Genomic DNA, 19,254 nt, shown 5'->3' on the forward strand with positions numbered 1-19,254 from the left:
CGGTGAACATCAACGAGCACCACGTCAGTGGGTCCAACCGGGACGGGGCCGATCGCGTTCCGCCGCGGCCGGGTTCGTCGGATGGGGTGGGTGGTCCCCGTCAGCCCGGTGGGTCGAGGTGATCGGCCTTGTCGCGGAGGTACCGCCGCTCGACGTGGTTGACGGTGAGGCTGGCCGCCTCGCGGTAGAGGGCGGCCGCGTCGGTGGTGCCGCCGGTCATCTGGAGCAGGTGGGCGCGGACGGCGCGTTCCCGCTGGTGGGTCAGGGGGTTCTGGTCCAGGTGGTGGCGGCGGTTGAGGTCGTCGAGCAGCGCCAGGCCCCGTTCGGGGCCGTACGCCTTGGCGACGGCGACGACGCGGCTGAGGCGCACCGGCGCGGTGGGGGCGAGGCGTTCGAGCCAGAGGTAGAGCGCGGCGATCTGCGGCCAGTCGGTCTGCCCGGGCTCCGCCGCGGCGGCGTGGACCGCGGCGATCGCGGCCTGGAGCTGGTAGGGGCCGATCTCGCGGCGCTGCCAGACGCCGTCGATCAGGGCGGTGCCCTCGCGGATGAGGTCGGTGCGCCACCGCGTCCGGTCCTGCTCCTCCAGCGGGACCAGTTCGCCGTCCTCGCCGGTGCGGGCGGGCTGCCGCGCCTCTGAGCAGCATGAGGGCCAGCAGGCCGGTCGCCTCGGCGGCCATCGGGTCGTCGGCGGGCAGGGTGCCGCGGAGCATGCGGGTGAGCCGGATCGCCTCGTGCGTGAGGTCGACGCGGGTCAGCTCGGCGCCCGCGGAGGTCGTGTAGCCCTCGTTGAAGATCAGGTAGAGGACTTGCAGGACGGCGGTCATCCGGCTGGCGCGGTCGGCGTCGGTGGGCGGGGTGAAGCGGGCGCCCGCGCGGGCGAGCTGCTGCTTGGCGCGGCTGATCCGGGTGCCCATCGTGTTCTCGGTGGTGCCGTGGGCGTGGGCGATCTCGGCGGTGGTCAGGCCGCCGACCGCGCGCAGCGTCAGCGCCACCTGGGAGGTGGGGGACAGCGCAGGGTGGCAGCAGAGCAGCAGCAGGGTGAGGCTGTCGTCGGTGATCGGCGGCGCAGGCAGGCCGCCCGGCTCGCGCAGGGCCAGCTCGGCCAGCCCGGCCTCCTGCTCGCGCCTGCGCCGGGCCTGGTCGGAGCGCAGCAGGTCGACCATCTTGCGGTAGCCGATGCGGATGAGCCAGCTGCGCGGGTTCTCCGGCACGCCGCTGTCCGGCCACGTCCGGCTCGCGGCGAGCAGCGCCTCCTGCACCGCGTCCTCGGCGACGTCGAACTGGCCGAACCGCCGCACCAGCGCGCCGAGCACCTGCGGCGCCTCGGTGCGCAGCAGGTGCTCGACGGTCGCGGCGCGCTCGCTCACGCCCCGAAGTCCTCCCCCATGATCGGGCGGATCTCGATCGGCTCGCCCAGCACGTCGACGATGCGCGCGGCGATCTCCACGGCGCGCTCGTGGCCTGCGACGTCGATCACGGCGAAGCTGGCCAGCACCTCCTTGAGCTCGGCGAACGGCCCGTCGGTCGCCACCACGCCGTCGGCCGTCCTGCGGACGGTGGTGCTGACCGCGGGGTGGCCGAGGCCCTCGCTGCTGACGAACTCGCCGGACTCGACCAGCTCCTGCTCGAACTCCTGGTAGGCGGCGAACGCGGCCAGCGCCTCGGCGGAGGGGGCGTCGGCGGTGGCGGCGTCCCATGCGGCAGCGGGGGTGTAGCCGAGCAGCAGGTACTTCACGTGATCCCTCTTCCTTGTCGCGCCCGGCAACGGTACGGGCTCCAGCCGCAACCACGTCGCCGTGCGTCGCGCCTCGACATGGCGACCGCGTGACGTAGGTCACCAGCGAGCGGTGTCGAGGGGGTGGGGGCGGCTCCGTGGTACCGGCGCACAGCAAGCAATCCGAGGAGGACGCGATGTCCGAGAGCACCATCCAGCCGAGCGCCGACCTGCAGGCCCTGGACCGGCTGGTCGGCACGTGGGCGGTGACCGGCGGGACCGAGGGGACCGTGCGGTACGAGTGGATGCCCGGCCGGTTCTTCCTGCTCCAGCACGTCGAGCTGACCCAGTTCGGGCAGCCGGTCACCGGCCTGGAGGTGATCGGCAACCTGCGCCCGTTCGGCGAGCCCGCGGGCACGGACGTGGTGTCCCGGTTCTACGACTCGACCGGCAACACCCTCGACTACGTCTACGAGCTGACCGGCGACACGCTGACGATCTGGGGCGGCGCGAAGGGCAGCCCGGCCTACTACCGGGGCACGTTCGACGCCGACGGCACCGCGGTCACCGGGGAGTGGGTCTACCCGGGCGGGGGTGGGTACCAGTCCACCATGACCCGGATCTGACAGCGGTTCTGATCACGCCCCTCGCCTGCCGGTGAGGGGCGTGATCAGCGTGTGGCGTCAGGTGTTGGTGCAGTCGCCGGTCTTGGTGACCTCCCAGCGCAGGAGGTGCAGGCCCATGATGAACAGGCCCGAGCTGCTGGACCACGAGTACTGCTTCTTGCACACGTCGGCCTGGCCGGGGCGGGTGTCGTAGACCTCGGCGACCAGGTTGTGGATCGTGGTGCGCTTGGCCTTGCTCCGGGTGCTGCCCGCGAGGAAGCGCTTGTTGTCGGGGTGGGTGGCGACGTAGCAGCTGATCTTCCCCGTCTTCCCGGTCGTCCAGCCCTTCTCCAGCTTCTCGAAGTGGACGTCGGTGCCCGCGATGTAGGCGCCGGGCTGGTTGCTGTCGGGGTCGTCGAAGGCGGCCATGAAGTGGGTGTTGTCCACCAGTTCGCCGGAGTTGACCTGGTATTTGATGTAGCAGGTCTCGTCCTGGGCCACCGCCGCGGGCGCGTTCGCCGTCGCCGCGCCCGCGACCGCGGCGGTGAGGAGCGTGCAGACCCGGAGCCAATCGCGTCGCATGGAGCATCCTTTCCCTGGGTTGGCGGTCGGGGTCGGGTACTACCCCCGCCCCCAGGGGCCGGATGCCGCCGCCCGCCGCGGTTCACCCCACCTCGCGGCGGGTCCCCGGGTCGGGCGGCGGGGTGGTCACGCAGCGCTGCTCAGTCCAGGCAGAACTCGTTGCCCTCGGGGTCGGCCATGACGATGAAGCCCGCGCTCATGGGCGGAGCGGGCTCGTGGCGGGCCAGCCGGGTCGCGCCGAGCGCGGCCAGGCGGGCGGCCTCGGCCTCCAGGGCGGCCATCCGCTCCTCGCCCGCCAGCCCGGGGGCGGCGCGGACGTCGAGGTGGACGCGGTTCTTGGCGACCTTGTCCTCGGGGACCTGCTGGAAGAACAGCCGCGGCCCCTGGCCGTCGGGGTCCTCGATGGCCGACCTGGTGTTGCGCTGGTCCTCGGGGACGCCGATGCGGGCGAGGAAGTCGTCCCACGCGGCCAGCGGGTCCGCGCCCGCCGGCAGCTCGACGCCGGGTGGGCCGGGGTGGACGTAGCCCAGGGCGGCGCACCAGAAGGTGGACAGGGCGCGGGGGTCGTGGGCGTCGAAGGTGATCTGGACGTGGCGGCTCATGGGAGGCTCCGATCCGGGGGGCGCGTTACCGCGAGACATCCTCGCATCGCAGGCGGACAGTCCCGGTTCCCTCGATCGGGGTGCTGCGTTCCGCTGGGAGCGGAAGGGCTGCCCGGCGGGGTGGCGGGGGTGCCAGGATGGCGGTCATGGCTGACGTCCTCCCGTTCCCCCCGAACCGCAGCCCGGCCCCCGACGACGAGCCGGACCCGCTGTGGCGCGCCGCGCTGGGCCGCACCCTGCGGGCGACGCGGGAGCAGCAGGGCGGCAGGCTGGTCGACATCGCCGAGCGGGCGGGCATCTCCCCGCAGTACCTCTCGGAGATCGAACGCGGCCGCAAGGAGCCGTCCAGCGAGATGATCGCCGCCGTCACCGGCGCCCTGGGCCTCGACCTGGCCGACCTGCTCACCACCATCGCAGGCGACGTCCGCCGCCACCGCACCCGGACTACCCTGCTCCGGCGACGACCCCAGGGCCCAGTGCTCATGGCGGCCTGACGGCACGGGTGTGGGGCGCGGTCACCAGCGCACCCGGACCTCGCTGGTGCGGCGACGACCGCAGGGCCGCGCTCATGCGGCCAGACGGCACTGGGGCGGGAGCTGCGGTCAGCAGCGCACCGGACCTCGCTGGTGCGGCGGTAGCCGCAAGGCCCGGTGCTCATGGCGGCCTGACAGCACCGGCGTGGGGCTGCGGTCGAGCGCTCGTGCTGGGCTCGGCTGGCGCAGCCACGGCCGGTCAGCCCGGCGCGCTTGGCCGACCTGGCGCGCTTGACCGACCTGGCGCGCTTGGCGGACCTCGCCACGCCTTGGGCAGCCTGCCGCGACTGGCCGAACCGGCGCGCCTTGGCCGTTCCCGTCTGCTTGGTCGACCCAACGCGGTCGGCCGACTCGGCGCGGGTTGGGTTGCACCGCCGCGGTGTTGCCCGTTCGGGGCGGCTCCGGTGGTTCACTGGGCTGGGCTTCGCGGCGGCCTCGATGGCTCGCTGGGCTGGGCTTCAGGGCGGCTCCGGTGGCTCGCTGGGTGGGGTTCGCGGCGACCCCGGTGGTTCGCTGGCTGGGCTTCAGGGCGGCTCGGGGGTTAGGCGCGGTGGTCGAGGACTTGGTCGGCTAGGCCGTAGGCCACTGCTTCCTGGGCGTTGAAGACTCGGTCGCGGTCGGTGTCGTGGCGGAGTTGGGGGATGGGGTTGCCGGTGTGGGTGGAGAGGATTTCCTCCAGCTGGGTGCGGACGCGGATCACCTCGTCGGCTTGGAGGATCAGGTCGGGGATGGTGCCTCGGCCTTGGGCGGCGGGTTGGTGGAGGACCACGCGGGCGTGGCGGAGGACGGCTCGGCGGCCGGGGACGCCTGCGGCCAGCAGGACCGCGCCCGCGGCGACGGCCTGGCCGACGCATGTGGTGACGACGGGGGCCTTGATGAACCGCATGGTGTCGTAGAGGGCGAGCATGGCGGCCGGGTCGCCGCCCTCGCAGTTGATGTAGAGGTTGATCTCCTGGTCGGGGTTGTCGGCCTCCAGGAACAGCAGTTGGGCGATCAGGGCGTTGGCCACCCCGGAGTCGATGCCCGTGCCCAAGTAGACGATGCGCTCGGAGAGCAGGTGCGAGTAGACGTCCATGATCCGCTCGCCGCCTGCGACGCGGGTGATGACGTTCGGGATGGTGTAGGTGCTCATGCGCGTTCCCCCGTCTGCGAACCCAGCCCCAGCGCCTGCGTGCGCGTGGGGATCACCTGGCCGATGGTGTCGACGATGTGGTCGATGAAGCCGTACTCGCGGGCCTGCTCGGTGGTGAACCAGCGGTCGTGGAGGGAGTCGGCGAAGATGCGCTCGACCGGCTGCCCGGTGTCGGCGGCGATGAGGCCCAGGACCGTGTCCCGGGTGTGCCGCAGGTCGTCGGCCTGCACCTCGACCTCGACGGCCGACCCGCCGATGCCCGCCGAGCCCTGGTGCATCAGGATGCGGGCGTGCGGCAGGGCGTAGCGCTTGCCCGGGGTGCCCGCCGACAGCAGGAACTGCCCCGCGCTGCACGCCAGCCCCAGCGCGAGCGTCGACACGTCGCACGGCACCAGCCGCATCACGTCGCGGATCGCCAACATGGACGGCACCGACCCGCCCGGCGAGTGGATCCACAACGCGATGTCCTTGGCGGGGTCCTCGGCCGCCAGCGCGAGCAGCTGGGTGGCCAGGACCGTGCCGTTGTCGTCGTCGAGGACCCCGTCGAGCACCAGCACCCGTTGGCTGTAGAGGCGCTCGCGGAGCCGGTGGTCGAACATCGGCTGCTTCTCGTTCGTCATGCTTCGAGGTTGCCGCCACTCCCGCTGTGCGCGCTGCTTTCTCTGCTGTGGGCAGATCCGCCGTCAGCAGAGCGGCAACCTCTAACAGTCCACAGTAGACCAAACAACGCCTGCCCCCCGGCAGGCGAACGATCAAGTCTACGGGCCGGGGGCAGCGCCGTCTACGGCCCGAAGGTCGCATGGAACGCCGTTCGGCGACCTGGCAAGACTGGAGAAACCCACGGCGATCCCGCCGGCAGGCGACATCCACGAGGAGACGACATGTCCGAGGACAAGAGCCCCGAGACCCCCGAGATCGACGAGACCACCGACGACGTGGAGGTCGTCGCGCACGGCGCGGACGTCGAGGACTGGTGCGTCGTCAACAACAGCCAGGCGCTCTGACATCGGGGACGGCCCGGCCGCGGGGCCGGGCCGTCCACCCCAACCCCCACGGAGGTCGCGGTGAGCGTTGGCCAGATCATCAGCCGGGAGCGCATCCTCAAGGGCGAGCGGAACTGGTGGTTCCTCGGCCCCGGCGGGATCGCGCGGCTGCGCGAGCGGCACCTGGCCGAGGACGGCGCGCCGCGCCCGGAGGTGCTGCGGCGGCTGGACGAGCGCGGCCTGCTCACCGCCCGGCCGGACAACTCCTACTCGCTGACCGTCCTGACCAGCACCGACTGCAACCTCGGCTGCGGGTACTGCTTCCAGAACACCAGCCAGGACCTGCGCGGGGGCAGCAGGCCGCCGCGCATCGCGCACTCCCGGCTGACCTCGGACACCATCACCTCGATCCTGGCCTTCACCGACCGGCAGATGGCCGCGGGCGGCCTGGACGACCTGCGCATCCTGCTCTTCGGCGGTGAGCCGCTGCTCAACCCCCGCGGCTGCATCGAGCTGCTGACCAGGGCAGCCGACCACGGGCTGACCTCGGCGCGCATGGTCTCCAACCTGACCCTGCTCTCGCCCCAGCTCGCCGCGCAGCTGGCGGACCTCAAGCTCAAGCACGTGCAGGTCACCTTCGACGGCGACCGCGACGAGCACGACCGCATCCGGGTCCGCCGCTCCACCGGCGGCACCTTCGACACGATCGTGCGCAACATCGTGCGCGCCAGCGAGGTCACCGACATCCGGTGGACGCTGCGGGTCAACGTCTCCCACCACAACCACCACGGCATCGACGCGATGGTCGACCGGCTGGCCGCGGCCGTGAACCCCGGCCGGTGCACCATCTACTTCGCCCAGGTCGGCGACATCGGCATCGGCTACAGCAACGAGCTGACCCACACCGACGAGCTGATCGCCCGGTTCACCCGGTGGCAGCGGGCCGCGCTCGACCGGGGGTTCACCGTCAACCGACCCGGCCCGCAGGCGGTCTGCGCGACGTGCGGGCCCGGCGACGGCAGCCGCGGGGGCGTGGTCAACGCCGACGGCGTGCTGGCCAGCTGCTGGGAGACGGCCGGGAAGCCGGGCTGGGAGGTCGGCACGGTCGAGAGCGGCTACCTGCCCGCCGAGCAGACCGAGGGCCGCTGGATCGGCTGCGGGGACTCCTACCGGCAGGCCGACGGCGCCGACGTGCTGGCCGCCTTCCGCGACGGGGTGGACTCGGCGCTGCTGGACTACCTCGACGCGACCGGCAGGCTGTGAACGTCCTGCTCTGCCCGCTGAGCGACGCGGGCTACCTGTACCCGGCCATCGCGGTGGGCCGCGAGCTGGCGGGCCGCGACCACCGCGTCCACGTGCTCGGCCGGGCCGCCGCCGCACCGGTCGCCGCGCACGCCGGGCTGCCGTTCCTGGCCGCCGAGGAGCGCGGCGGCGCGGGCGGGTTCTCCGTCGGGCGCTGGCGCGACGGCGGTCCCGCGCAGCTGGCCGCCACCCTCGACGCCGCGCGCGAGCTGCGGCCGGACGTGCTGGTCACCTCCGTGCTCTGCCACGGGACGCTGCTGGCCGCCGAGATCCTGGACCTGCCGGTCATCGTGCTGGGCCTGACCACCTACCTGTGGAACTACCGCGCGGGCGGGGACGACGAGCCCCAGCCCGCGACCAGCCGGGCCGTGCGGACCCGCGACACGCTGCGCATCTACGACGACCTGCGCACCCACGTCGGGCTGCCCGCCCGCAGGCGGCCGCTGTCGGCGGACCCGCTGCACGGCACCGCCCTGCTGCTGCGCGGCCACCCGTCGCTGGAGTACCCGGGCACCGCCCTGCCCCCTGCCGTGCAGCACGTCGGCCCGCTCGACTGGGAGCCGAGGGGCGATGCGGGAGCGGAGCTGTCCCATGTGGACGCCGTGGGCAAGCCGCTGGTCTACGTGCACCTCGGCCGCTTCTTCGGCGGGCGAACGCAGTGGCCCAGGCTCAACGCCGCGTTCACTGGCGGCCCCTTCCAAGCCGTGGTCGAGCAGGGCCGCACGGCCAACCCCGAGCCGTCGCCCGGTGCGGACATCCTGCTCGTGCGCAAGCCGTGGATGCGCCCGTTCCTCGACCGGGCCGGGCTCGTGCTCACCAGCGGCACCTCCGCGCCCGTGCTGGCCGCCCTGCTGCGCGGCAAGCCGCTGGGGCTGTCCCCCAACGGCTCCGAGCAGCCGGTGCTCAGCGCCGCCTGCGTCCGCGCGGGCGTCGGCGCCCTGCTGCTGGCCGACGACGACCCCCAGACCGGCCTGCGTGCGGCCTGGGCGGACGACCTGATGCGCGCCCGGGCGGCGCGGCTCGGCGCGGTCCTGGCCGCAGCAGGCGGGCCCGCCCGGGCCGCCGACGCCGTCGAGCGGTCGGTCGCGCTGCAACCGGCACTGAACTGATGACGAAGGAGCCGACGATGGACGACGCATCCCCGCAGCCCACCGCCGTCATGAGCCCGGACGGCGCCGCGGCGGCCACCCTCGGCATGCAGCGGCTCTCCGCGGGCACCCGGCGCTGGATGGCCGAGAAGGTCGTCTACCTGCGCCCCGGGGCCGCCGACCTGCCGGTGACGCCGCGGGCCAAGGCGTGCATGGAGATCGGCCTGCTCAACCGGCTGTGGACGCGCGCCCGCCCGGACGACCCCGAGCTGGCGGTCGTCAGCGACGCGGTGGCCGAGATCTGGCGCGACCCGCACTTCCCCGAGCAGTTCGCCGAGCACCCGGGCTACACCCGCGGGTTCGCCCTGATCTACAGCGCGCTGGCCCCGCCGGGGCTGGCCGGGTCGACGCACCCGGCGACGCTGGCCCGGCTGATGCCGTCCGGGCACGTCGACATCGCCAAGAAGTCGCCGTCGGGGCGGCTGGAGCTGCGCTACTACGCCGAGCTGGCCGGGCTCAGCCACGACGTCGCCCCCTACGGCGACCTCTACGCCGAGAGCATCCTGGCCAACCTGACCGAGGTCCTGCCGATGGACGTGGAGACGGCCTACCGGATCACCCACACCGTCTTCCACATCACCGACTTCGGCGTGCGCGGCATGAACGTCGCCCCGCAGGAGCTCATGCGCATCCGCGAGGTCACCGAGCAGCTGACCGACCACTTCATCGAGATCGAGTACTGGGACCTCATCGCCGAGTTCATCCTCACCCAGTCCTGCCTCGGCCTGGATCCGCGGCGCACGCCGTCGGGGCAGCGGGCCGTCGACGCGCTGCTGAACGTGCAGAAGCCGGACGGGTCCATCCCCGCGCGCTTCGCCGCCCAGCGCCCGCCGGAGACGGCCACCCCGGTCGAGCTGTTCCGCAAGGCGTACCACACGACCCTCGTCACGGCCCTCGCCGCGATGATCCCGCCGTCGACCGCCTGCGGATGACCCCGTGCCCCGGCTGCTGATCAACCGCACCTACGCGCGGCTGTGGTTCGGGCAGGCCACCTCGACCCTGGGCGACTTCGTGTTCAGCACGACCCTGGTCCTCTGGGTGGCCACCGACCTGGCCGCCGACCGGCCGTGGGCGCCCGCGGCCGTGGGCGGCATCCAGCTCGCGGTGGGCGCGGCGGTGCTGGTGTTCGGGCCGCTGGCCGGGGTGTTCGTGGACCGCTGGGACCCGCTGCGCACCATGCTCACCACCGAGGTGGTGCGCGGCGGGCTGGTGGCGCTGCTGACGGTGGTCTCCCTGCTGCCCAGGGACGCGCTGCCGATCTGGGCGTGGCTGGCGCTGCTCTACGTCGTGGTGTTCGGGCTGACCGCGACCGGGCAGTTCTTCGCGCCCGCCCGCTTCGCCACCATCCGCGAGACCGTGCCGGGCGAGGCGGACCGGGCGCGGGCCGCCGGGATCGCCCAGGCCACCTCGGCGACGGTGACCATCGCCGGGCCGCCGCTGGCCGCGCCGCTGATGTTCGGCATCGGGATCCAGTGGGCGCTGGTGCTCAACGCGGCGTCCTACGCGGTCTCCTACATCGCAATCCGCTCGGTGCGCCACGAGGTCGTGGTGCGGCGGGCCGCGCGGGCGGCGCGGCCGGGGCTGCGGGCGGAGTTCGTCGCCGGGCTCAAGGTGTTCGCGGGCAGCCCGTTCCTGGTCGCGCTGCTGGCCATCGCGGTGATCGGGCAGCTGGGCGTGGGCGCGGTGAACACGCTGAACCTGTTCTTCCTCACCGGGAACCTCGCCTCGCCCGCCGAGCTGTACGGCTTCCTCGGCGCGACGCTGGGCATCGGCGGGATCGTCGGGGCGCTGTGCGCGGGCCGGGTGGTGCAGTGGGTCGGAGCGCGGACCACGACGTGGGTCGGTCTGATCCTCGGCGGGGTGCTGCTGTTCGTCTACTCCAGGCAGACCGAGTTCGCCTTCGGCGTGGTGGCGCTGTTCGCCACGATCCTGCCGATCACGATCCTCAACACCGCGATGTCGCCGCTGCTGCTGACCGCGGCCCCGCAGGAGTTCACCGGCCGGGTCTTCGCGGTGTTCTACCCGGTCACCCGGCTGGCCTCGGTGGTGGCGGCGACCGCGGCTGGCTGGTTCGCCAGCGTGGTGCCCGCCGACTTCGGCGCGTCCCTGGCGGGCGTGCGCTTCGGCCAGATCGACACCGTGTTCGCCGCATCGGCGGTGCTGCTGGTGCTCGCCGGGCTCTACGCGCGGGCGCGGCTGCCGCAGCCCGAGCGGGCCCCCGAACCCGTGGAGCCGCGATGAGCTGCGCCTCCTGCGCCGCGGCACTGCCGCTGGACGCCCGCTTCTGCTCCCAGTGCGGGGCCGCCGTCGCGGCCCGCCCCAAGGGGGCCGAGGAGCGCAAGGTCGTCACCGTGGTCTTCTGCGACCTCGCCGGGTCGACGGCGATGTCCGGGGTGCTGGACCCGGAGCTGCTGCGGGCGGTCCTGCTGCGCTACTACGAGCTGATGTCGGCGGTGATCGCCGCGCACGGCGGGATCGTGGAGAAGTTCATCGGCGACGCGGTGATGGCCGTCTTCGGGCTCACCGAGACCCGCGAGGACGACGCCCGCCGCGCCCTGGTCGCCGCGCTGGGCATGACCACCGCTGCGGCGGGGTTCGACGCCGAGCTGCGGCGCGACCACGGTGTGCGGCTGCGGGTGCGCATCGGCGTGCACACCGGGGAGGTCGTGGCGCTGCCGGACGCCGCGGAGCGGCAGGCGTTCGTCTCCGGCGAGGTGGTCAACATCGCCGCCCGGCTGGAGCAGGCGGCCCCGGCTGGCGAGGTGCTGGTGAGCGCGGCCGCGCGGTCGGCGGCCGGGGCGGTGACCGTCGCCGAGCCGCAGTGGCTGCCGCTCAAGGGCGTCGCGGAGCCGGTGGAGGCCTACCGGCTGGTCGACGTGCCGCCCGCCGACCCCGAGCGCACCCGGCGCTTCGACGTGCCGTTCATCGGCCGCGAGACCGACATCGCGGCGCTGGACATCGCCTGGCGGCGGGTGGTCGACGGCGGCGCCGCGCACCTGCTGACGCTGGTGGGCGAGCCGGGGATCGGCAAGACGCGGCTGGTCGCCGAGTGGCTGCGCCGGGCGGGCGGGCCGGTGGTGATCGGCCGGTGCAGGCCGGTCGGCGACGGCGGCACGCTCACCGCGCTGGCCGAGTGCCTGGCCCCGCTGGTGTCCGAAGTGGAGCACGACCCGGCCGCGGCCGCCCCGCTGGCGCTGCTGCGCCGCGGCCTGCTGCACGACGGCACCCCGGCGCCGTCGCTGGACGCCACCGCCGCCGCCGTGGCCCGCCTGCTCGCCGCCGTCGCGCGGTCGCGACCGGTGCTGCTGGTCGTGGACGACTGCCAGTGGATCCAGCCGTCGCTGATCACCGTGGTGGAGCGGCTGGTCAACGGGCTCAGCGGGCTGCCGCTGCTGCTGGTGTGCGTGGCCCGGCCGGAGCTGGTCGAGGCGGTCCCGGACTGGGGGATCGGCTGCCCGAGCGCGGAGACGGCGGTGGTCGGCAAGCTGTCCGCGGCGGACTCCGCCCGGCTGGCCGCGCACTTCGCCGACGTCAGCACGCACGACACCGCCACCACCGAGTGGATCGTGGAGCAGGCGGGCGGCAACCCGCTGTACCTGGAGCAGCTCGTGGCCGCCGTCGAGCACGACAACGCCCCCGCCGACGCCCTGCCGCTGAGCCTGCAGGCGCTGGTCGCCGCCCGCATCGACCGCCTCGGCGACGTCGAGCGCGAGACCCTGCGCCACGGCGCGGTGGTCAACGGCGACGGCTTCGACGCCGAGGACCTGGCCGCGCTGGCCGAGGCCCGCGACCACAGCGCGGCCCTGCGCGCCCTGGTCCGGCGCAGGCTGGTCGAGCAGGTCGGCCCGCGCTACCGCATCGCCAACGGCATCACCCGGCAGGTCGCCTACCGCGGGCTGACCAAGCGGCGCCGCGGCGAGCTGCACGAGCGCTACGCCGACCACCTCGCCACGCGCGGCGCGGCCGACGCGCTCATCGGCGCCCACCTGGCCCACGCCCACCGGTACCAGAGCGCCGTCGGCGTGCCCGCGACCGCGCTGCGGCGGCGGGCGTTCCGGCACCTCGACGCCGCCGGGGCCGACGCGCTGCGCCGGGTCGACCTGCCGTGGGCGCTGACCCTGCTGGAGCAGGCCGCCGAGCTCACCGCCCCCGGCGACCCGGGCAGGCCGGAGTGCCTGCAGCGGCTGGGCGAGGTGCACCTGACCCTGGGCAGGCCGGAGCAGGCGCAGGCCGCGTTCACCAGCGCCGCCGCCGAGGCCGAGCGCCCGGTCACCGCCGCGCACGCCCGGCTGCACCTGGCCATGCTGCGCCAGGACATGGCCGAGGTGGAGCGGGTCGCGGCCGCGGAGTTCGCCGTGTTCACCGCGCACGGCGACGACCTGGGGCTGTCCCGGGTCCGCTACGTCCTGGCCCGCTGCGACCAGCGCCGCGGCAGGCAGGAGAAGGCGCTGGGCGCCCTGCGGCCCGCGCTGCGGCACGCCCTGGCCGCCACCGCCGACCGGGAGGTGGCCAACGCCCTGGGCGCGATCGGGCTGTCGCTGTGGCACGGGCCGCTGCGCGCCGACCGGGCCACCGAGCAGTGCCGCGCGCTGCTGACCGCCCACCGCGACCGCGGCGCGGTGCAGGCCACGCTGGGGTTCGCGCTGACCATGCTCTACGCGGTCCAGGCCCGCGACGACGAGGCCGACCGGGCGCTGGCGGAGGCGCAGGAGGCGATGTCGGCCATGTCGTACGCGGAATCGCGCTACTTCCGCCCGCTGCTGGGCGCGCTCGTGGCCGCCCACCGCGACGACCGGGCGCAGGCGCGGGTGCTGTTCCGGGAGGCGCTGGGCGCGGTGCGCGCGGAGTCGCTGATCCGCCAGACCCGGCTGGAGCTGGCCAGGGTGGAAGACCCGGGCGCCGCGGCCGAGCTGATCGGCGGCCTGGCCGCCGAGGAGCCCAGCGACCTGGCCGCCCTGCTCGGCGTCGCCGCGCGGGTCGAGGCCGACCCCGGCCGGGCCGTCGAGCTGGCGCGCCGGGCGGTCGCGGTGGCCCGGCGCACCGACTCCCCCGCCGACCACGGCCGCGCCCTCATGGACCTGGCGGCCGTGCACGCGCGCACCGGCAGCCCCGTCCCGGCCCGGCTGGCGGCCCGGGCGGCGGCGAACCGGTTCCTGGCCAAGGGGCACGCGGTGGGGGCCGCCGCGGCCCGCAGGCTGCTCGTCGACCTCGGGGGGCGCGACCGATGACCGGACTCACCTGGCGGCTGCTCGACCCCGACGAGACCGCCATCCAGGTCGACCTCGGGGAGCCGAGCCCGATCACCCCGGACTGGGCCTGGGGCGGGTCGACCGGCGAGGGCGTCGACGTGTGCATCGTGGACGGCGGCATCGAGCCCGGCCACCCGCTCGTCGGCCCGGTGGCCAGCTCGCACGCCGTCATCACCCGCAACGGCGCCTGCCACGTCGAGGAAGTCGAGCCGGGCGACAACTTCGGGCACGGCACGGCGTGCGCGGGGATCGTGCGGCAGATGGCCCCCGGCTGCGACATCCACAGCGTGCGCGTGCTCGGCGACCGCGGCGGCGGCACCGGCCGGGCGCTGCTCGCCGGGCTGGAATGGGCCATCCGGCAAGGCTTCCGCGTCATCAACATGAGCTTGTCCACCGCCCGCCCGGAGTTCAACCAGGCGTTGCGGGAGCTGGTGGACGAGGCGTACTTCGGCGGCTCGGTGATCGTGGCGTCAGCGCACAACTCCCAGATCGAGAGCTTCCCGTGGCGGTTCGCCTCGGTGGTCTCGGTGGGCAGCCACACCGACAGCGCGGCCGACCGCATCCTCTACAACCCGAACCCACCGGTGGAGTTCTTCGCCCGCGGCCAGGCCGTGCCGGTGGCGGGGCTGCGCGGCAGCGTCAGCCGCAACTCCGGCAACAGCTTCGCCACCCCGCACGTCGCGGGCCGCTGCGCGCTGATCCTGGGCAAGCACCCGCGGCTGACGGTGTTCCAGCTCAAGACGATCCTCTACCTGACGGCAGCCAACGTGCGAGGAGGGCGAACCGATGAGTCACACCACGGGTCCGACGGAGACGGTCTCGAACGCCTTGGCCGAGGCCGCCACTGAGGACGGCGAGCTGCTGACCTCGATCGTGCGGGTGGCGCGGACGATCTTCGGCGCGGCCGCCAGCTCGGTCTTCCTCTTCGACGCCGAGGCCGACGAGCTGGTCTTCGAGGCGGTCTCCGGGGAGGGCGAAGGCTTCCTGGTCGGCACCCGGTTCCCCGCCGACCGGGGCATCGCGGGCTGGGTGATCACCACCGGCCAGGCCATGTCGGCCACCGAGCTGACCAGCAGCCAGGTCTTCGCCAGGGACCTGGCCGAGAGCACCGGCTACGTCCCCGACTCGATCATGGCCGCGCCGATCGTGCACCAGATGACGCCCATCGGCGTGCTCCAGGTGCTCGACCCGCACCCGCAGTCGCGCTACAGCGTCGCCGACCTCGACCTGCTGGCGATGTTCGCCAACCAGGCCGCGCTGTCGCTGCACATCCTCATCCGCAACCGGGCCGCGCGGGCGGGCCTGCGCCGCGGCGGCGCGGAGTACGACACCCTGGCCAAGATCGCCGCCCTGCTCGGGGAGATGGACGACGAGCAGCGCGGCCGGGGCGTGCAGCTGATCGAGTCGCTGCACGGGATGCTGGCCGGGCTGGTGCGCTAGCCCAGCTCGGCGGCGAAGTGGCGGACCAGCGCGGGGACCTCGTAGTGCACCGCGTGCCCGACCACCTCGAAGTCGGGCACGCCCACGATGTTCGCCTCCACCAGCCGGTCGATGATGCTGTCGGCGGGTTCGGGGAGGGCGGCGAAGGCGGCGGCGAGCGCGGTGGCGTCGACCGGCCCGTCGGCCAGCGCGCCCAGGGCGCGCACCGCCCGGCGCTGCGGCGGCGCGAGGTCGCCGTAGACCCGGGCCACCCGGTCGCGCACCGCCGACCCCGCCAGCTCCGTCAGCACGCACGTCGCCGCCTCCAGCCGGTCGGCGACGTCGGCCATCGACAGGTGCCGCAGGGCGTCGAGCTTCGCCGCGACCGCCCGGACCGCCAGCGGGGTGCCGCCGCAGCGGCGCAGGATGCGGCGCAGGGCCGGGCCCAGGACGCGGGCGGGGCCGACCGCGCGGCCCACCAGCTCGCCCGCCTCCTCCTCCGACATCTCCCCGACCTCGGTGCGGTGCACCGATTCCAGCCCGCTGAGCCGGTGCGCGCTGGTCACCACGGTCCGGTTGCGGCCCTTGCCCGGCAGCAGCCCCGCCACCTGCGACTCGCTCACCGCGTTGTCCAGGATCACCAGGAAGGCCCGGTTGGCGACCCACGACCGCCACACCGCCAGCGCCTCGCCGTCGTCGCGCGGGATCGGCAGGTCGAGCCCGGTCGCCCGCATCAGCTCGGTGACCACGGTGTGCGTCGGCTTCGCCCGCCCGTCGGGCAGCCGCAGCGAGACGAAGACCTGGCCGTCGTCGAAGGCGTCGGCCACCCGGTGCCCGGCCCGCACGGCCAGCGCGGTCTTGCCGGTGCCGACCGCGCCGGTGATGACCGCGACGTCGGTGCCCTCGGGGCCGGTCAGCGCGCCCACCAGGGCGTCGACCTGCTCGGCCCGGCCGACCAGGTCGGGGACGTCGCGCGGGAGCTGGGCGGGCCGGACCCGGTGCGGGGCGGCCAGCGGGCGGGACCGGTTGGAGGCGTCGGCCAGCATGGTCTGGTAGAGCTGCTGCAAGACCAGGCTCGGGGCGATGCCCAGCTCCCTGGCGATGAGCTGGCGGTGCACCTCGAAGGTCGCCAGCGCCTCCCGCCGCCGCCCGGCCCGGTAGAGCGCGGTGATCGTGGCCGCGGTCAGCCGCTCCCGGAACGGGTGCCTGCGGGCCAGCCGGGCCAGCGGGCCGAGCACCGCGAGGTGGCGGCCCGCGTCGATCTCCAGGTCGACCCAGTCCTCGTAGACGGCCAGGTAGCGCTGCACGAGCTGGTCGGCCTCGGCCGCGATGACCGGGTTGGCCGCCAGGTCGGCGAGCACGTCGTCGCGCCAGAGCGCCACCGCCTCGCCGAGCAGCCTGCGGGTCTCGGGCAGGTCGCCGGAGTGGAAGGCGGTGTAGCCGGTGTTGGCCAGGTCGTCGAACCGCAGCGCGTCCACGTCGTCGGGGGCCGCGTCGAGGACGTAGCCGTAGCTGGCGTGGTGGATGCGGTCGCCGATCACCTTGCGCAGCGCCGAGACGTACACCTGGAGGTTCTTGCGGGCGGTGCGCGGCGGGCCCTCCGGCCACACCGCCTGCTCCAGCTGGTCGACCGGGACGACGAGGTTGGCGCGCAGGAGCAGGACCGCCAGCAGCACGCGCTGCTTGTGCGGGCCCGGGTCGACCGGACCGGCGGCGCCGCGCACCTCCAGCGGCCCCAGCACGCCGAAGGACAGGCCCGACCCAGCACCCACCGACCGACCTCCATCCCCTGCGCCGCCATAACTGAGCAATCTTCGGCGACAACCGGCGGGTAGCGGCCGGAACGGGATCATTGCACCGGGACAACTGCCGGTTCCGCGCCATTCGGGCGCGCGGCCGGTGCCCCCTTCAGCTCAACCGAAGCAGCCGACGCACCACGGGGTCGGCTCGGCGTGGGCGATCACCTCGGTCTCGTCCTCCTCGTCGTGGACGTCCGGGGCGTCGGGCTCCGGCACGGCCGACTCGTCGGGACGCGGTTCCTCAGCAGGCATGGTGACCTCCCCGATGGCGTTGTGCGGCCAGGGTAGGCGCGGGCGGTTTGCCGCCGGTATGGCCGCCGCCCGGCCGGTTCGCACCTGCCTGCGGGCCGACGGCGACCGTCAGGGGCGCTCCTCGTGGGCGCCCAGGCTCATCGCCATCGCGGCCAAGCCCGCCTGCAGCCGCGACTCCAGGCCCAGCTTCTCCAGGATCGCGGTGACGTGCCGCTTCGCCGTCCGCTCGCTGATGGCGAGCCTGCGCGCGATCGAGCGGTTGTCGCAGCCGAGGCCGAGCAGCTCGAAGGCGGCCATCTCCCGGGCGGTCAGCGACGGCGCCAGCGACAGCGCCGCGGCGATCGGGCTGGGCAGCCGCCCGCCCGCGCGCGTGCCCCGACAACCGCGGCAGGATCGACCCGGCCCTTGGCTACGGTCGGTAGCCGGAACCGTTGGTGCACCAGGATGAACGACCATGTGAAAATGTTGCGGGCGGCCGGTTTCGCCGCGGTTTGCCAGTGGTGCGAATCCGGTAAATCGGGCCGGGACCGGCACTTGCCGCGGCTGGTCGGGGAGTCGACCCCGGCCCGCGGGGAGGCGGACCGGGGTCGGTTCCCCATTCTGTGGAGGACTGGCGTCTCCACACCCCCTGGAAGGCGGCGCGCATGCGCCGAAAGCGTGGACCGGGCTCGGGGGTGGCGCCGGGGGATCGCGCCGGGGGTCGAGTGCAAAGGAGATGCTCCCGCTGGCTCGATGGTCAAACCTCGGGAGGGCGGAGCAAGGGCGCCTTCGGCGTCGCTGCGCGACCGGCTGCGCCGGCCCCCGACACCGCCCTCCCGGGGTCAACTGCCGCCAGGACGAGGGAGCAAGGGGGAAATGCGGTCGTGGTGCCGGGTGGCACCTGGCGCTTCCTCGGCTGGCGTCGGGACCGAGTGTGGTGCTGGCTTCGTTCGTGGGGCAATGGATCGGGCTGTCCCGGATTGTCCGGGTGTTGTCCGGGCTGGTCAGAGCTCTGCGCCGGACGGGGAAGGGGGGAGGAGATCGATCAGGAAGGCGGGGGCGGCGGGGCAGGGGGCGAGGGTGATCTCGGCGGTGGGGGCCGGGTCGGCCGGGGCCAGGCAGCGGGCGGAGGCGGCGTGCTGGATCTGGGCGCCCGACGGGGTGGGGGTCAGGCGGAACATCTGGTCTTCGCGGGTGGCGGCGCAGTCCTCCTGCGGTTCCAGGAGGTTGGTCGCGGGGCCGTCGTCCAGGACTGTGAGGCAGCCCAGGACCTTGGTGGTCGGGTGCTCCCACTGGATGGCGACCGCGTCGCCGGGCATGGGCAGCAGGTAGGTGCGGGGGCCGCCGGGCTCGTCGCACGGGCGCTGGACGGCGACGGCGGAGGGGTAGCGGCCGTCGCGGGTGCGGCCTTCGGTCACGCAGAGCTGCGGAGCGCCAGCCGGGCGGATGCGGGCCCAGGCGCCCGCGGCGGGCAGCGGCTCCAGCCCGGGGGCGGGCGGTTCGGTCTCCCCTGTCGGCCACAGCAGGAGGCCGATGACGACGACCACCGACAGGGCGGCCGCGGCGATCAGCGCGCGCTTGCCCGCGTCGTGGCGCGGTGGCGGCTCGGGCGCGCCGGGTGCGGGCCGCTCGCCGGAGGCGACCCGCTCGTACGCGCGCGTCCACTCCTCCAGCTGGTCCTCGGCCCCGCACGCGCGGACGAAGGCGGTCACCAGCTCCGGGCGCGGGAGGGTCGTGCGGCGCAGCATGTCGGCCAGGGTGCTGCGCGGCAGGACGTCGCCGCGGGCGGCGGCCGCGGCCTCCAGGGCGCGCAAGGTGCGGCCGGAGCCGTCCTTGAGCCGCCGCATCGCCGCCACGTACTCCGCCGCGGTGCCCACCGCGTCCAGCCCATCCACGTGATCATGGCTACCGCACCGCGCCCGCCGCGACCACACCACCCCCTGCCGCGGCGCGAA

General features: G+C 74.3%; 19 protein-coding genes and 1 pseudogene. 10 read left to right on the plus strand and 10 right to left on the minus strand.

What is annotated here, in order from left to right; genetic code table 11:
- Positions 1-100: 100 nt before the first annotated feature.
- Positions 101-1,367: pseudogene (locus ACWEPX_RS28905) on the minus strand (RNA polymerase sigma factor).
- Positions 1,364-1,735: a YciI family protein gene (locus tag ACWEPX_RS28910; protein ID WP_451900414.1), complete on the minus strand. Its 372-nt coding sequence runs from the start codon at positions 1,733-1,735 to the stop codon at positions 1,364-1,366. The pseudogene ACWEPX_RS28905 and the gene ACWEPX_RS28910 overlap by 4 nt, the downstream one beginning before the upstream one ends.
- Before the next feature lie 176 nt (positions 1,736-1,911).
- Here ACWEPX_RS28910 and ACWEPX_RS28915 point away from each other — a divergent pair, with 176 nt between their 5' ends.
- The gene (locus tag ACWEPX_RS28915) at positions 1,912-2,340 is read left to right on the plus strand and encodes a hypothetical protein (RefSeq protein ID WP_451900415.1); all 429 of its coding nucleotides are present in this window, start codon (positions 1,912-1,914) and stop codon (positions 2,338-2,340) included.
- A 57-nt stretch (positions 2,341-2,397) separates the two neighbouring features.
- Here ACWEPX_RS28915 and ACWEPX_RS28920 read toward each other — a convergent pair whose 3' ends face one another.
- Together ACWEPX_RS28920 and ACWEPX_RS28925 are read right to left on the minus strand one after the other, a co-directional pair.
- The gene (locus ACWEPX_RS28920; RefSeq protein WP_451900416.1) at positions 2,398-2,901 is read right to left on the minus strand and encodes a hypothetical protein; all 504 of its coding nucleotides are present in this window, start codon (positions 2,899-2,901) and stop codon (positions 2,398-2,400) included.
- Positions 2,902-3,041: 140 nt separating this feature from the next.
- Positions 3,042-3,503 (minus strand): VOC family protein, encoded by a 462-nt coding sequence (locus ACWEPX_RS28925; protein WP_451900417.1) that lies wholly within the window; start codon positions 3,501-3,503, stop codon positions 3,042-3,044.
- A gap of 146 nt (positions 3,504-3,649) precedes the next feature.
- Between ACWEPX_RS28925 and ACWEPX_RS28930 the strand changes: the two genes are divergently transcribed.
- Complete coding sequence (locus tag ACWEPX_RS28930) at positions 3,650-3,997, plus strand: helix-turn-helix domain-containing protein (RefSeq protein ID WP_451900418.1); 348 nt, start codon at positions 3,650-3,652, stop codon at positions 3,995-3,997.
- 580 nt (positions 3,998-4,577) lie between these two features.
- Here ACWEPX_RS28930 and ACWEPX_RS28935 read toward each other — a convergent pair.
- Both ACWEPX_RS28935 and ACWEPX_RS28940 read right to left on the minus strand, forming a co-directional pair.
- Complete coding sequence (locus ACWEPX_RS28935) at positions 4,578-5,168, minus strand: ClpP family protease (RefSeq protein WP_451900419.1); 591 nt, start codon at positions 5,166-5,168, stop codon at positions 4,578-4,580.
- Positions 5,165-5,788 (minus strand): ClpP family protease, encoded by a 624-nt coding sequence (locus ACWEPX_RS28940; protein WP_451900420.1) that lies wholly within the window; start codon positions 5,786-5,788, stop codon positions 5,165-5,167. The genes ACWEPX_RS28935 and ACWEPX_RS28940 overlap by 4 nt, the downstream gene beginning before the upstream one ends.
- Positions 5,789-6,049: 261 nt before the next feature.
- Between ACWEPX_RS28940 and ACWEPX_RS28945 the strand changes: the two genes are divergently transcribed.
- The 8 genes from ACWEPX_RS28945 to ACWEPX_RS28980 are packed head-to-tail and all read left to right on the plus strand — an operon-like array spanning position 6,050 to position 15,290.
- The gene (locus tag ACWEPX_RS28945; RefSeq protein WP_451900421.1) at positions 6,050-6,172 is read left to right on the plus strand and encodes a hypothetical protein; all 123 of its coding nucleotides are present in this window, start codon (positions 6,050-6,052) and stop codon (positions 6,170-6,172) included.
- Between the two features lie 60 nt (positions 6,173-6,232).
- A complete protein-coding gene (locus ACWEPX_RS28950) occupies positions 6,233-7,414 on the plus strand; it encodes a radical SAM protein (RefSeq protein WP_451900422.1) in 1,182 nt (393 codons plus the stop codon).
- On the plus strand, positions 7,411-8,562 hold the full coding sequence (locus ACWEPX_RS28955) for a glycosyltransferase (protein ID WP_451900423.1): 1,152 nt from the start codon (positions 7,411-7,413) through the stop codon (positions 8,560-8,562). The genes ACWEPX_RS28950 and ACWEPX_RS28955 overlap by 4 nt, the downstream gene beginning before the upstream one ends.
- 17 nt (positions 8,563-8,579) lie before the next feature.
- On the plus strand, positions 8,580-9,533 hold the full coding sequence (locus tag ACWEPX_RS28960; RefSeq protein WP_451900424.1) for a DUF6895 family protein: 954 nt from the start codon (positions 8,580-8,582) through the stop codon (positions 9,531-9,533).
- Between the two features lie 4 nt (positions 9,534-9,537).
- Positions 9,538-10,842 (plus strand): MFS transporter, encoded by a 1,305-nt coding sequence (locus ACWEPX_RS28965; RefSeq protein WP_451900425.1) that lies wholly within the window; start codon positions 9,538-9,540, stop codon positions 10,840-10,842.
- Positions 10,839-13,829: an adenylate/guanylate cyclase domain-containing protein gene (locus ACWEPX_RS28970; RefSeq protein WP_451900426.1), complete on the plus strand. Its 2,991-nt coding sequence runs from the start codon at positions 10,839-10,841 to the stop codon at positions 13,827-13,829. The genes ACWEPX_RS28965 and ACWEPX_RS28970 overlap by 4 nt, the downstream gene beginning before the upstream one ends.
- On the plus strand, positions 13,826-14,698 hold the full coding sequence (locus ACWEPX_RS28975; RefSeq protein WP_451900427.1) for a S8 family peptidase: 873 nt from the start codon (positions 13,826-13,828) through the stop codon (positions 14,696-14,698). Before ACWEPX_RS28970 ends, ACWEPX_RS28975 begins: the two co-directional genes overlap by 4 nt.
- Positions 14,637-15,290, plus strand: coding sequence for a GAF domain-containing protein (locus ACWEPX_RS28980; protein ID WP_451900428.1), 654 nt, complete (start codon positions 14,637-14,639; stop codon positions 15,288-15,290). The genes ACWEPX_RS28975 and ACWEPX_RS28980 overlap by 62 nt, the downstream gene beginning before the upstream one ends.
- Here the strand turns inward: ACWEPX_RS28980 and ACWEPX_RS28985 are convergent.
- The 4 genes from ACWEPX_RS28985 to ACWEPX_RS29000 form a co-directional block, all read right to left on the minus strand.
- Entirely contained in the window at positions 15,287-17,041 is a 1,755-nt protein-coding gene (locus ACWEPX_RS28985) for a BTAD domain-containing putative transcriptional regulator (RefSeq protein WP_451900429.1), read from the minus strand. The genes ACWEPX_RS28980 and ACWEPX_RS28985 overlap by 4 nt on opposite strands.
- Positions 17,042-17,182: 141 nt before the next feature.
- Positions 17,183-17,320 (minus strand): hypothetical protein, encoded by a 138-nt coding sequence (locus ACWEPX_RS28990; RefSeq protein WP_451900430.1) that lies wholly within the window; start codon positions 17,318-17,320, stop codon positions 17,183-17,185.
- Positions 17,321-17,428: 108 nt separating this feature from the next.
- Entirely contained in the window at positions 17,429-17,776 is a 348-nt protein-coding gene (locus ACWEPX_RS28995) for a response regulator transcription factor (protein WP_451900431.1), read from the minus strand.
- 527 nt (positions 17,777-18,303) lie between these two features.
- Positions 18,304-19,194, minus strand: a complete 891-nt coding sequence (locus tag ACWEPX_RS29000) for a hypothetical protein (RefSeq protein ID WP_451900432.1) — start codon at positions 19,192-19,194, stop codon at positions 18,304-18,306.
- Positions 19,195-19,254: the final 60 nt, after the last annotated feature.

This window comes from Actinokineospora sp. NPDC004072, from assembly GCF_053604195.1.